At 52.1% G+C, this 13621-nt stretch carries 11 protein-coding genes, 2 tRNA genes and 1 pseudogene; 8 read left to right on the forward strand and 6 right to left on the reverse strand.

All coding sequences use genetic code 11. The features are described from left to right. Window positions 1-104: 104 nt before the first annotated feature. From FGL65_RS11220 to FGL65_RS11240, 6 genes are all read right to left on the reverse strand, one after another. Window positions 105-851 carry a putative metalloprotease CJM1_0395 family protein gene (locus tag FGL65_RS11220; protein ID WP_147821283.1) on the reverse strand — a complete coding sequence of 249 codons (747 nt, stop codon included), beginning with the start codon at window positions 849-851 and terminating at the stop codon, window positions 105-107. A gap of 113 nt (window positions 852-964) precedes the next feature. Then, entirely contained in the window at window positions 965-2023 is a 1059-nt protein-coding gene (locus tag FGL65_RS11225; RefSeq protein ID WP_147821284.1) for a hypothetical protein, read from the reverse strand. After that, on the reverse strand, window positions 2020-3696 hold the full coding sequence (locus tag FGL65_RS11230) for a Na/Pi cotransporter family protein (protein ID WP_147821285.1): 1677 nt from the start codon (window positions 3694-3696) through the stop codon (window positions 2020-2022). The genes FGL65_RS11225 and FGL65_RS11230 overlap by 4 nt, the downstream gene beginning before the upstream one ends. A gap of 194 nt (window positions 3697-3890) precedes the next feature. Further along, window positions 3891-3966 (reverse strand) — tRNA-Asn (locus FGL65_RS11235). Between the two features lie 76 nt (window positions 3967-4042). Then, entirely contained in the window at window positions 4043-4186 is a 144-nt protein-coding gene (locus tag FGL65_RS18260; RefSeq protein WP_187170363.1) for a hypothetical protein, read from the reverse strand. 65 nt (window positions 4187-4251) lie between these two features. Beyond that, window positions 4252-4327, reverse strand: a tRNA-Asn gene (locus FGL65_RS11240). A gap of 203 nt (window positions 4328-4530) precedes the next feature. On the opposite strand from FGL65_RS11240, the gene lysS reads away from it, so the two are divergent. The 8 genes and pseudogenes from lysS to lpxA all read left to right on the forward strand — a co-directional run bounded on the left by lysS (window position 4531) and on the right by lpxA (window position 13621). Then, entirely contained in the window at window positions 4531-6114 is a 1584-nt protein-coding gene (lysS, locus tag FGL65_RS11245) for a lysine--tRNA ligase (protein ID WP_431830885.1), read from the forward strand. Between the two features lie 43 nt (window positions 6115-6157). Then, window positions 6158-7386, forward strand: a pseudogene (locus FGL65_RS11250) (lipoprotein-releasing ABC transporter permease subunit). Continuing rightward, window positions 7379-8065, forward strand: coding sequence for an ABC transporter ATP-binding protein (locus tag FGL65_RS11255; RefSeq protein WP_147821286.1), 687 nt, complete (start codon window positions 7379-7381; stop codon window positions 8063-8065). The pseudogene FGL65_RS11250 and the gene FGL65_RS11255 overlap by 8 nt, the downstream one beginning before the upstream one ends. After that, window positions 8052-10790, forward strand: a complete 2739-nt coding sequence (gene bamA, locus FGL65_RS11260; RefSeq protein ID WP_147821287.1) for an outer membrane protein assembly factor BamA — start codon at window positions 8052-8054, stop codon at window positions 10788-10790. Before FGL65_RS11255 ends, bamA begins: the two co-directional genes overlap by 14 nt. A gap of 9 nt (window positions 10791-10799) precedes the next feature. Then, window positions 10800-11315: an OmpH/Skp family outer membrane protein gene (locus tag FGL65_RS11265; RefSeq protein WP_187170364.1), complete on the forward strand. Its 516-nt coding sequence runs from the start codon at window positions 10800-10802 to the stop codon at window positions 11313-11315. 2 nt (window positions 11316-11317) lie between these two features. Then, window positions 11318-12358, forward strand: a complete 1041-nt coding sequence (gene lpxD / locus FGL65_RS11270; protein WP_147821289.1) for a UDP-3-O-(3-hydroxymyristoyl)glucosamine N-acyltransferase — start codon at window positions 11318-11320, stop codon at window positions 12356-12358. Beyond that, a complete protein-coding gene (gene fabZ, locus FGL65_RS11275; protein ID WP_147821290.1) occupies window positions 12351-12812 on the forward strand; it encodes a 3-hydroxyacyl-ACP dehydratase FabZ in 462 nt (153 codons plus the stop codon). Before lpxD ends, fabZ begins: the two co-directional genes overlap by 8 nt. After that, complete coding sequence (lpxA, locus tag FGL65_RS11280) at window positions 12812-13621, forward strand: acyl-ACP--UDP-N-acetylglucosamine O-acyltransferase (RefSeq protein WP_147821291.1); 810 nt, start codon at window positions 12812-12814, stop codon at window positions 13619-13621. The genes fabZ and lpxA overlap by 1 nt, the downstream gene beginning before the upstream one ends.

The following is a 13621-nucleotide window of genomic DNA, read 5'->3' on the forward strand; positions in this document are numbered from 1 at the left end:
GATACATTCCTTGCAGAACTTTTCAGGTACAGTGTTGTTCGCCCGGTATTGGCGAGACATACAGTGTATGTTCGCTGGTTTTCCGCGTCAACAGATGGAAGAGCTTACATGAAGCTTGAAAAGATGGGGTGCTCCGAAACCGGCGACTGTGCGTCGCGGTAGGCGGTGATGGCCGTATGGGTTTTTCGTTCCTGTGCGGGAGTCGCCTGCAGTGCGTCCTGCGGTTCTTCGGGAAAGGAGGAGTCTTTCTCCTGTTCTTCCTGCTTCTGGGTCATTTGCTCCATGCGGGCCTGCATTTCCATGGCTGCGGCCTGGCTGGCGACCTTCTGGTCCTGGGCGGAGGGATTGGCCGGCGCAAGGGCGGCGCGGCGCACTGTCTTGGCTTTTTCCTCGGTGGCTTCCGCGTCCCCGGCCACCGGAGTGGTGTCGATGCTCACGGAACCGCCCACGGCGTATTGCCGTCCGTCCGGGCCAGTCTGATAGGAGAAGGTGGCCCCGCCCCGGACATTGCCGGCTGCCGCGGCTATATGGGCCTGCTCGTGCGCGCGGACTTCCTGGTCGCGCTGCTGCAGTTCCGTCACTTCCTGCTGCTGCTTGAGCGTCAGGTCCTTGAATTCCTTGAGCTCGGATTCGGTTTCCGTGCTTTTGGAGGCCTTTTCGCTTTTGTTGGTTTTTAACTGACTGGCTGCGGTGCCGCGGCCGGAGGTCTGTTCTTCTTTTTTCTGGTGTTGGTCGGGCTGCTCGGAGCTTTTGGAGACGGGTATGATCTTTTGGCCGCAATGCAACTGCTGCAAGCTGTCGAAGAGCGAGCCTGCCAGTGATGCGGTGAAACTGTTGATGGAGTTGATCATAAATCTCTCCTTTTACGAACGTCTTATCGGATGTTGTTAGGAGAACTTTAGGGCGGTGGCAAAAAAAAAAGACACTTTTTTCAAAGTGTCTTTTTTGCGGTCGTCGGGGGAGGTTATTCTGGTTGCATGAGTTCGTCAGCCTTTTGCCGGAATCGTTGCGAGAGGTCCTTCAGGCAATCCGCCGCCGCGGCAAAGGCGGGGAGTTTGTTCTGGTTGCCGAGGCTGCGCCGGTAAGACCAGAGAGCGATGTAAAACACCTCGTCGTCCGGGCATGTCTTGCAATGTTTTTTGATGCTGTCGATGATTCTGGAACGGCTGCGTTCCCGCTCCCGGATGGCGTGTTTCAGCGTATTACCCGCGTCCGCCTTGTCCTCGCTGGATATGGAGTCTGAACTCAACGATTCCTGGAAACGGACATTGGCCCGTTCCACGGCGCGCACCGCCTGGATATACCGGGCAATGAGCTTGGAAAGGTCCTTATCTTCGGAGATGGCCGAAAAGATCAGGGCCGTTTGGTCGAGGGCTGCGGCGTTGAGCCGGAAAAGGTCGGACATGTCCTCCCGGTTCAGCTCCTGTTCCGTTCCATCGATTTTCCGCACCGTGTTGTCCGCCAGTTGCTGCACAAAGAGATCCGCATACAGGGCATAGATGGCTTTGACCGAGGTCGGCGTGAAAACATAGTCGATGATGCGGGTCCGGTTGGCCTTCAGGTCGTCGGCCTGGACTTCGATACCGTCGAAATTGCGGCTGTAGTACATGTTCAGGCTGCGGAACGATGCCCGGGTGGCGGGTTGGCTGCCGCCCCGGCTTGGCTCGAAGCGCTGAACCACGAAGTTGGTCAGGCTGTCCAGGAACCCAAAGGTTATGAAGTCGTTTTCCTCGACCACTTTCGGGGCGGTCGGTTCCGTGGCGTTGGGCGTTTCCGCAGGAGATTCCTTGACAACTTCCGTGGCGTTTTTGGCGTCCATGTCGGCCGGGGAGTAGTCGGGCTTGGCCTCCTGGCCCGAGATAACCCAATCGGGGGCAGCCTTGGAAGGCGGGCTGACGGTGGCCCTGTGTTCCGGGGAGGGGGTGGTCCTGTCCTTGATAATGAGAAGTCTGACGGCAGCGGAAATGGCCACCAGGGCGACCAGGGCGCATAGCCCGGCGATAATTTGTTTCTGTCTGGTCATTGTTGCTCCGGCGTTTCAGGAAGTCGCCAACTGTAGTCGTTTTCTTCGGTTGCGTGTTTGCATATTTCGGACGGGTCTTTCATGCTTGCCCAGTACGAAGTGGCTTTGATGGCCTGGGTGATCAACCGTTTTGTCTTGGAGTAAAATTCGAGAAGCTCCACCATGTGTTCAATTTCTATGCGTCCGTTCGCCCCTGCGTCAAGGATGGAATCCTTGAGTTTCTTGTAGAGGACCGAAAGCTTTTCGCGCATGAATTGCAGGCTTTCGAATTCCGGACTGCAGGGCGTATGGGCGATGTTCAGCAGGTCCTTGATGTACATCTTGAATTCATAGACCTGATCGTCCACATCCCCTGGAAGAATATGGTTCAACGTTACGTGGTCTCGGGAAACCGTGTGTATGACTTCGATCATGTTGCTGTAGTACTGCAGTACCCGGAGGGTCTTGGGCAAGTTTTCGGCCACTTCGTTCGGCAGGTCTTCCTTGTGCAGTGCGGTGCAGAATTTCCTTATCTCGCCGATGAGCCCCCGAATTGCCGTTAGGTCCCTGAGCAGTTCCGAATAGCGGTAGTTGGTTGCGAGAACCTTCTGCGCCATGAGCCGGCAATGCTCACCGGTGCGGCCGAGTTCGAGAAACAGCGCGTCCAGTGCCAGGCTGGGGGTTTTAAGTATGTTGTTGTCCAAGTAACGGGGCTTTGCCACCTCGGGAACATCGGTTCCGATCTTCTTGTCCAGAAACCGGACAAGTTCACTGGTGAAGGGAGTGAAAAGAAGAACGCCGAACAGGTTGAAAACGGTATGGAAGACGGCGAGCGTAATGGCCGGGGAAGGCAGGGCGCTGAAAAAATGTTCCATGCCGAGGATCCCGCCCACAAGCAGCGGAAGCATTGCCAGGGCAACAACCCCTGTGCCTATGTTGAAGAGGATGTGCGCCGCCGCCACTTTTTTTGCGTTGTCCGTGGCTCCGATGACGGACAGGGCCGCGGTCGAAGTCGTGCCGATGTTGGTGCCAATGACTGCGGCCGCCGCGCAATCGATGCCTATGATGTCCGAAGCCGCCGCCGTGAGGACTATGGCCATGGCTGCACTGGAACTCTGCATGAGGAATGTCAGCAGGAATCCGGCACCCAGAAAAATGATGGAGCAGGTTATTCCGTCCGTGGCCATTCCTCCGAAATTGATGAAGGGCTCGACGTTTTGAAAGGAATTTTTGAGTATTTCGATGCCCAGGAAGAACAGGCCGAATCCGGTCAAGGCGTCTCCGACAGGCGTGCGGCGGCTGTTGCCGCCCGTGAGTCGGAGGAGAGCTCCGATTCCGATAAGCGGCAGGGCCAATGCCTTGATCTCGACATTGAACCCGATGGCCGCCACGAGCCAGCCGGTGATGGTGGTGCCAATGTTGCTTCCGAAAATGACGCCAATGGATTGCTGCAGGTTGATGAGCCCCGCGTTGACGAAACCTATAGCGGCCACGGTGACCGCGCTTGAGGACTGCACCAGGGCGGTAATGGCAAACCCAGATACAATGCCGCGCGCGGGTGTTTTCGTCCAGGTGCTGAGAATATGGCGCAGGGCCGCACCGGCCGCCTTTCGGAGACCGTTGGTCATGAGCCTCATGCCGAGCAGAAAGAGTCCCAGGCCTCCCATGAGGCCCGCCAGGATGGAAAAGGTCATATGGTAAATATCCTTCCCTAGTTGTGATTGTTGAGGGTTACCTGAATGACCCGTAAAATCAAGCCCTCCTGTGCGACACTTGTTTATAAAGTGATTGTGGGCAGGAAGGTCGTCTATGTTTGTTGCTGTGCGGCCTAGGGGAGAGGGTAAATAAAAAGGCCTTCAGGTTAATTCCTGAAAGCCTTTGCTTTTTCTGGCTCCCCAGCACGGACTTGAACCGCGAACCTAGTGATTAACAGTCACCCGCTCTGCCGATTGAGCTACTGGGGAACATGGATACGCTTGTGGCGCGAGAGGAGTGTTTAGGCAAATTCAAATCCCTCGTCAAGAAGAAAATTGAATTTGATTACCACCTGTTGAGTTCATGCTCCTTGGCGCGGTCGAAATCTATATCGATGCCGTGCATGGTGGGCTGGTCGCTTTTGAAAAAAACACGATAAAGTATGACGAGGGCGCTGGCGGCCAGGGTGATCGATATTCCTGTTGTCATGGTATATTCCTTGGGTGGAGAAGAAAAAGGCCTTCAGGTTAATTCCTGAAAGCCTTTGCTTTTTCTGGCTCCCCAGCACGGACTTGAACCGCGAACCTAGTGATTAACAGTCACCCGCTCTGCCGATTGAGCTACTGGGGAACATGGTTGCGCTTGCGGCGCGAGAGGAGTATTTAGGCAAATCCATTTTGCCCGTCAAGCAAAAAAATGGTTTTCGCGGCGGACAATTCGACTGTTGATGAGGCGGTAATGTTCTGTATTTCTTGACTGCGGCGCAGATATGGCTTACGGAATCAACGTCTCTTGCATTTTTCTAGACTTTTCGTGTTCAAGGAAACAAAGTTTTGTCAAATACTCAGAATAATAAGAAAAAGAAGATCAAGCTGGCCACCAAGTCCGAGCATGTCCAAAAGTTCATGCCTATGATGGAGGCCCTGCAGGCCAAGGACGAACTCAACCAGGTCATCAAGACCAGGGTGGAGAAAGCCTGTGTATTGCTTGATGAAAGCGTTCCCCTCTATCCGAATGACTTCCACCAGGATTCCCATGTGGGTGACATCTTTGCCGCCTATGACCCGATGGACGCCGAAGCCCTTGAGGGAATCGAAGAGAAATTTTCCATTGCAGGCCGGGTTGTCGGCCTGCGGTCCTTTGGGAAGGCCACCTTCTTTCATGTTCAGGACCGTAGCGGAAAGATCCAAGTGTTCTGTTCCCGCGATGATCTGGGCGCCGAGGCCTATACTCTGTTTAAAAAGACAGACATCGGGGACATCGTCGGAGTTGTGGGGAGCCTGTTCCGCACCAAGACCGGCGAATTGACCATGAAGACCGAGGGCTTCAAGCTCATCACCAAGTCATTGCGGCCTCTTCCGGAAAAATACCACGGTCTCAAAGACGTGGAGATCCGGTATCGTCAACGTTATGTTGACCTGATCGTGACGCCCCGAACCAAGGAAATCTTCATGGCTAGGACGGCCATTGTCCGCGAGCTGCGCAATTTCCTTGATGAGAAAGGGTTCATGGAAGTGGAAACTCCCATGATGCAACCCATACCCGGAGGGGCCACGGCCAAGCCTTTTGAGACCCATCATAATGCCCTGGACATGAAGCTCTACATGCGCATTGCGCCCGAGCTGTATCTGAAGCGGCTGCTGGTGGGCGGCTTTGAGCGTGTGTACGAGATCAACCGAAACTTCCGCAATGAAGGAATTTCCACCCAGCATAATCCCGAATTCACCATGCTGGAGTTTTACTGGGCTTACGCCAACTTCGAAAACCTCATGGATTTGACCGAGGAGATGTTCTCCAGGGTCGCAGAACGGGTGACCGGCAGCGCCAAGGTCGAGTACCAGGGCGAGGTCATCGATCTTTCCATAGGTGCCTGGACCCGCATGACCTTCCATGATTCCTTGGAAAAGATTGGTGGCATTTCTCCCGAGATCTACAATGACTATGAGAAATGTAAGGAGCTTGTGAAGAACTCGGGAGAAAAGGTGGTTGAAGGCGAAAAACTGGGCAAGCTCCAGGCCAAGCTGTTTGATATTCGCGTTGAGCCGAAGCTCATCCAGCCGCACTTCATTTATCATTACCCGACGGATATTTCGCCGCTTTCACGCCGGAATGAAGAGAATCCCGACATTACGGATCGTTTCGAGCTTTTCATGACCGGTCGTGAAATGGCCAACGCCTTTTCCGAATTGAATGATCCGGTTGACCAGCGTGGCCGTTTCGAAGACCAGGTTGCGGAAAAGGAAGCAGGAGACGAGGAAGCTCATTTCATGGACGAGGACTATGTCCGTGCACTTGAATACGGAATGCCTCCGGCTGCAGGACAGGGGGTTGGCATCGACCGTTTGGTCATGCTGCTGACGGACAGTGCCTCCATTCGTGAGGTTATCCTGTTCCCGCTGCTGCGTCCTGAGGCCTAGCGGCGTTTTATAAGTTGATAAACCGCTTATAGTGCGGAGTAATATGCAGTTTGAAACGTTTGTGGCTCTCAGGTATCTGTTCGCCCTTCGCAAGCAGTCTTTCATTTCTTTGATTTCGCTGTTTGCCGTCTGTGGGGTGGCCATCGGTGTCGGGGCGCTGATCGTGGTCCTGGGCGTCATGAATGGGTTCACCACGGATCTGCGGGACAAGATTCTGGGGGTCAATGCCCATATCCTGGTTTCATCGCTTCGCGGCGGAGTAAAGAATTATAATGAATTGGTCGAAAAAGCTGAAAAAGTGCCAGGAGTTGAGGGAGTTTCTCCCTTTTTGTATTCCGAGGTAATGCTTTCGACCCGGCTCGGTGTCAAAGGGGTGGTGCTGCGAGGCATTGATCCCGGAACCGCCGGCAATGTGCTCAGCCTCAAGGATGACATCGTGGCTGGAAGTCTGGACAACCTGGAGATGGCGGATGCCCCCCGGGCATAGTCATTGGGTATCAGATGGCAAAACGCCTGGGGCTGACCGTCGGTGAGCATGTGAATCTGCTTTCCCCTTCGGGGCGAAAGTCGGCTGCAGGGTATAAGCCCAAAGTGAGCGTGTTCCAGGTGGCCGCGATTTTCCGTACCGGCATGTTTGAGTACGATTCCACCCTCGGGTACGTGGGGCTTGCCGATGGACGTAAGCTTCTTGGATACGGTAATGATTTCGTGTCCGGCATTGAGATTCGCATTGATGATCCGTTTCGTGCGGATGAGGTCTCTCGTCAGCTGAAGCAGGAGATAGGGACGTTCGGGCTGGTCATTCGTGACTGGAAAGAGATGAATGCCAACCTGTTTGCCGCTCTCAAGCTGGAAAAGACGGCCATGTTCATCATTCTGTCCATGATTGTCCTGGTGGGGTCCTTCAGCATCGTCAATACGCTGGTGATGCTGGTGATGCAGAAGACAAAGGATATTGCCGTGCTGATGTCGCTTGGAACCGAGGAGCGCAGTATCAGAAAAATATTCATGATTCAGGGGACGCTTATCGGCGTTGTCGGAACGACTTTGGGGTTCGCCCTGGGCGTCCCGGTCAGTTTGCTGCTCAAGAAGTACCAGTTCATCAAGCTGCCTCAGAATGTTTATCCCACGGACTACCTGCCGGTTTTGCTCGATCCCTTTGATTTGAGCATGATCGGGGTCGCCGCGTTGCTGCTTTGTTTTTTTGCTACGATCTATCCCGCGCGAAGGGCTGCTTCGTTGAACCCGAGCGAGGCCTTGCGTTATGAATAGCGAGGCCGTATACAGGCTTGCCTCCGTCGGGAAGGAATTTTTCGGTCCTACGGAAATGGTGAACGTCTTGAGCAAAGTGGACCTGGTCGTTGGCGGTGGAGAATCCATTGCCATTCATGGGGCTTCCGGTTCAGGCAAGACCACTTTGCTCCATATCATGGGCTCCCTTGATACGGTGTCCTCGGGGAGCATCTTGTTTGACGGCCAGGAAATGGCGACCATGAACGGACGTCAGCGCGCAAGGCTTCGTAACAACAGGATGGGGTTCGTTTTTCAGTTTCACCACTTGTTGTCCGAGTTCACGACTCTTGAAAACGTGGCCATGCCGGGGCTCGTGAACGGTCTGAAGAAGAATAAGGCCTTCGCGTTGGCGGAGGAGGCTTTGGCTCGTGTGGGGTTATCCCACAGGATCAGTCACAGGGTGACAACCCTTTCGGGCGGTGAGCGGCAACGGGCCGCCATAGCCCGCGCCATACTTTTGAAGCCGAGAGTTGTACTTGCAGATGAGCCGACGGGAAGCCTGGATGAACATACCGGGCAGATGGTTGGTGAATTGCTTGTTGCTTTGAATAAAGATCTGGGAACTACGTTGGTTGTCGTGACCCACAATGCCGAATTGGCCGGCATGATGCAGAAACGATATGAATTGCGTTCAGGAGAACTGTATGCTGCGCACTAGTGTTCGCTCCTTGGGAGTGGCTTTTATTTCGATATTCCTTATTGCCACTCTTGCCGCCAATGCGTTTTCCGCTGCTGTGGATCAGGATGTCAAGGTCGCTGTTTTGCCTTTTGAAATTTATGCGGGCGATGACTTGGCTTATCTCAAGGATAGTTTGCCCGAGTTGTTGTCCGATAAATTGAAAGAGGCCGGTTTTGACGTTGTTTCTCAAAGCGACGTTGTTAAGGTCCTTCAGGAAAAGGGGTTCACGAGCATAACCAATGACAATGCGCGTGAAGCCGCATTGCTGCTTGCTTCAGGCTTTTCGATTTACGGCACATTCAATCAGATTGGTGAAAACCTCACCATTGACGCCCGGATTGTTGACGCTTTTGAAAAGGGGAAACCCAAGAGGGTCACCGTATCCAAAGAAGGGTTGATCAATCTCTTGCCTGCAGTGGATGAACTGGTTCAGATGATGCGTACCGGCTTGCTGCGCCAGGATGTCATTGCCGAGATAGATGTGCGCGGAGCCAAGGTCTTGGACAAGGAAGTTGTTCTGATGCGTCTGCCTTTGGCCAAAGGCGATCTTATGACGGCCAAATCCATCAACGAAGCTTTGAAGAGTATTTATCATCTCGGATATTTTGACGACGTAAAAGTTCTTGTTGACGACGTCGCCGGTGGGAAAAAGCTTACCTTTGAGGTTGTGGAAAAACCGAGAATTGAGGCCATCAGCGTTTTGGGGTCCGATGCCATCGACAGCGAAGATATCATTGAAGCTATTTCCACCAAGAAGGGGGGAGTCATCAACCCGAAGGTGCTGGCCGATGATATCAAGCTTGTGCGCGAGATGTATCGTAAAGAAGGCTACTACAAGGCCAAGGTTTCCCATGAGATTGAAACTGGCGATTCCAACCAGGCTCGTCTGAATTTTATTATCGAGGAAGGCGAAAAGCTTTATATCGAGGAAGTGATTATTGATGGTGCCAAACAGTTGGACCCCGATGACATTAAGGATGAGTTGGCCCTGCAAGAGCGCGGTTTTCTGAGTTTTATTGATGGTTCTGGTGTGCTCAAGGAGGAGTATCTCGAGCGTGATGCCGCAGCCATTATGGCCTATTACCACAACCATGGCTTTATTGACGCCAAGGTCGGGCGTGCCGAGGTTGAGGTCAAGGATGATGGGATTACGGTAATTTTCCGTTGCTACGAAGGAGAACGCTACAAGATGGGGAAGGTCGAGTTTAAAGGCGACCTGCTTGATGAACCGGAAAAGCTTGCCGTAATAACCCAATCTGATGAATTGGCCAAAGAAGACGATTATTTCAATAGGTCTGTCGCCCAGGAAGACGTAAAGCGACTTACCTCGCATTATAACGACTATGGGTATGCCTATACGGATGTGGCCATGAAGCTTAATGACGATCCGGAAAAATTGGTCGTTGATGTCGTTTACAACATTACCAAGCACCAGAAGGTACATATTCGTAGGGTCTTGGTTGAAGGGAATGTGACGACTCGGGATAATGTTATTTTGCGTAAGATGGCGCTTGCAGATGGAGATACGTTCAGTGGAAACAAGATGAACGTATCTAACAGAAAGCTTGAAAATCTCGGTTTCTTTGACAAAGTGAACGTCTCTCCTGTTCAGACCGGTAACCCGGATGAAATGGACCTTTTGGTTCAGGTCAAGGAAAAACCCACAGGACAATTTGGTGGGGGCATTGGTTATTCCACGTTTGATGGACCATATATCGGTGCCAATATTACTGAACGAAATTTATTCGGACGTGGTTATAATTCCAGCCTGTCCGCTCTTTTTGGGGCTCAAACCAGTAAGTTTGAATTGGATTTTTTGAACCCCATGGTTAATGATTCGAATCTGGGACTTGGAGTCAATGTGTATCATAAGATACAGGAGTTTGATCACTTCAACCAAGACTCCACGGGCGGATCGGTTTCACTTTATTATCCTTTGGGTGATCATACCAGATTGTCTGCAAGTTATAATTTGGTGAACTACCACATCTATGACACCGACAACGAAACTGATTCCGATGTTAGAGAAGATGAAGGCTACAACCTCAACAGTAGTTTAGGGATGACTTTAACCCGAGACGTGCGTGATCGATACCGGAATCCCACTTCAGGTTATAAATGGGTTGGCGGTATCTCATATGGTGGCGGGATTTTGGGTGGAACTGATGACTATGTCAGATATATTACCTCCACTGATTACTATCACAAGCTTTTTGGGGAAACCGTGTTTCATGCAAAAGGGTATCTTGGATTTGTGCATGAAAATATTGGTGGTGGGGATATTCCTTCGGGGCAGCGATTCAAGCTTGGTGGCATAGGAACAGTGCGTGGGTATTCCAAAAATAAAATTCGCGCACAGGACAGTGATAACGCCGATGCGGATAATGCCACCGATGCTATTGGTGGGGATAAGGCTTTTTACTCCAATCTGGAGCTTATTATTCCGGTGAGCGAAGAATGGGGGGTCCAGTTCGTGCCATTTTTTGACATGGGGAACGTTTGGAAAGAAGGAGAGTTCTGGTTTGAAGGCGTGGAGCGTTTTGGCGACAGCGCCCCTTCTCTGGGCCTGTATAAAAGCGCGGGTGCGGAACTTCGTTGGAATTCTCCCATCGGTCCTTTGAGTGTCAGCTACGGCTATGGTTTTGAGGATTTGTACGACAGCAAACATCAGGTTATTGATTTTACGGTAGGTAAACAATTCTAGGAGACAATGATGAAAAAAATTATAATTAGTGCAGTTCTTGCTTGTGTGCTTTTTGCCACCCCGGCCTTGGCCGCTCAAAAGTTTGGTTTTGTCAATCTTCCTGAAGTGCTGGTAAAGGCAGAACCTGCCAAACAGGTTTCCGAGAAACGGGCCGCTTTGAAAAAGAAGTTGCAGAATAAACTTTTAGCGGAGCGGAAAGCCATTCAGGAAATGCAGATTCAGCGTGAAAAGCAGAAGAAGATGCTGAAGCCCGAAGCTCTTGAAGAGATGGATCGTAAAATTCGTGAAAGAATGTTCCGTTTCAATGAAGATCAGAAAAAGGCTGAAGCCGAGCTGAAGGAAGAACAGAACAAGATGTCCGAGCCTGTGCTGACTCTTCTCGGAAAGGTTATTGATGAATATGGCAAAAAGAATGGCTACACCGCTATTTTTAACAAATTGCAGATGCCTTTTGTCGCCGATTCTGCGGATGTGACGCCCGAGATCATCAAGGAACTGAATAACGCCTGGAAAAACAAGAAGTAATTATGTCCCAGATGCTAAGCTCGATTGCGAAGCAGTTGGGCCTTGAATACACTGGCAATGATATTGAAATCACCGGGGTGAACACGCTTGAAAAGGCGTGCCCCGGTGAACTCTCTTTTTTGGTCAACCCAAAGTATTCCGATCTGCTTGCAACCACCCAGGCCAGCTGCATCATCACTGACTCAACCCATGCAGCTAGTGTTGAATGTGCACTGGTAAGCAGTAATGTCTACATGGATCTTGCTCGTGTGGTGAAGCTTTTTGAAACACCGCAGGGATGCCTTACCAAGTCGAGCAGTTTGGCTTATGTTCACGAGACGGCACGTCTTGCAGAGAGTGCCGTTATTTATCCGTTTGCCTTTATCGGGCCCGAAGCGTCCATCGGTGAGGGGAGTGTTGTCTTTCCAGGATGTTACGTTGGCGAGGGTTCCGTAATTGGAGACGATTGCATCCTTTATCCCAATGTCGTGATCATGGGCGGCGTTCGCATTGACGACAACGTGATTGTGCAGCCAGGAGCGGTTATAGGTGCGGACGGATACGGTTACGCACAGACTCCGTTCGGACACATGAAGATCCCCCAGATCGGTACTGTCAGCATTGAAACCAATGTCGAGATCGGAGCCAATACCGCTGTGGACCGGGCCGCCTTAGATGTGACCCGTGTTGGCCGAGGCACTAAAATCGATAATCTTGTCCAGATTGGCCATAACGTTCAGGTTGGTGAAAATTGCCTGCTCGTGGGTCAGGTCGGCATTGGCGGCAGCACTGAGATTGGTGACAATGTTATTCTGGGCGGTCAGGTTGGCGTGGCCGATAACGTGAAGATCGGCTCTAACACCATGGCCGGGGCTCAGTCCGGCATATCGGGTGTTGTTCCCGAAGGCAGCAAGATCGGCGGAAGCCCCAGCATGCCTTACAGTACCTTTTTGAAAGCCATGGGTGTTTGCGCACCTAAATTGCCCGATTTGTTCAAGCGAATGAAGAAAATAGAGAAGCAGCTTGCCAACCTGCAAGAAAGCATGGGGGATAAGAATGAGTGAACATGTTGACGTGATGGATATCAGGCGCATCCTCGATATGCTGCCGCACCGTTATCCCTTTCTTCTTGTCGACAGGGTGCTGGAATTTGAATCCGGTGTGCGCCTCAAAGCTTACAAGAACGTTACTTTCAACGAAGGTTTTTTTCAGGGCCATTTCCCAGGTCTGCCTGTCATGCCGGGTGTTCTGATTCTCGAAGCTCTGGCTCAGGCCGGTGGACTTTTTGTTATGCGCACCCTGGATGAGCCCTTGGGGGACAGGGTTTTTCTGTTCGCGGGGATGAACAAGGTCAAGTTCAGGAAGCCGGTCGTACCTGGCGATCAGCTGACTCTCAATGTCTATTACACAAAACACAAAATGAATATATGGCGCATGCGCGGTGTGGCCGAAGTGGACGGCCAGGTCGTCGCCGAGGGTGAGTTCACTGCGTCCGTTGCCAATAAAGGGGACATGTAGTGGCATCCAATATACATCCCACTGCGATTATTGATCCGAAGGCGGAACTGGGAACCGATGTGGTCATCGGTCCTTACTGCGTGGTTGAGGCAAATACCAGGATTGGCGACAAGACCATTCTGGAGCCCTTCTCGCTGATAAAAGAGTACACTGAGATGGGTGCCAACAACCACATCCATTCCCATGCCTGCATCGGTGGCGCACCGCAGCACATCGCCTACAAGGGCGAGGAAACCTGGTTGCGCATGGGCGACGGCAACAGCATCCGCGAAAGCGTGACCATTCACCGGGGGACCCAGCAGGGCCATTCCGAGACAGTGGTGGGTTCCAATTGCCTTTTCATGGCCTATGCGCACGTTGCCCATGATTGCATCATTGGCGACAATGTCATCATGGCCAACTCGGTGAACCTTGCCGGTCATGTGGAAGTTGGCAAACGCGTCATCATCAGCGGCATGTCCGCGGTGCAGCAGTTCGTCAAGATCGGCGATTTCGCTTTTCTTGGCGGCGCCAGCGGGTACAAGCAGGATGTTCCGCCTTACATGCTTGCCCACGGCGTCCGTGGAGCATTGTATGGACCGAATCTCATCGGCTTGCGTCGCAATGGATTTTCTTCCGAGGCCTGCAAGGCGCTCAAAAAAGCCTACAAGATCATATTCCGTTCCGGCTTGACCAAAAAGGATTCTCTTGCCCAGGTGGAAACCGAATTCGGTTCTTTCCCGGAAGTCATGAATCTTGTCTCCTTTATTCGCGAAAGCAAGAACGGAGTCACGCCCGCAGCCAACAAGAACGGGCACGATCTCGATTAG

Source organism: Salidesulfovibrio onnuriiensis (assembly GCF_008001235.1).
In the GTDB taxonomy this organism is placed as follows: Bacteria; Desulfobacterota; Desulfovibrionia; order Desulfovibrionales; family Desulfovibrionaceae; genus Pseudodesulfovibrio; species Pseudodesulfovibrio onnuriiensis.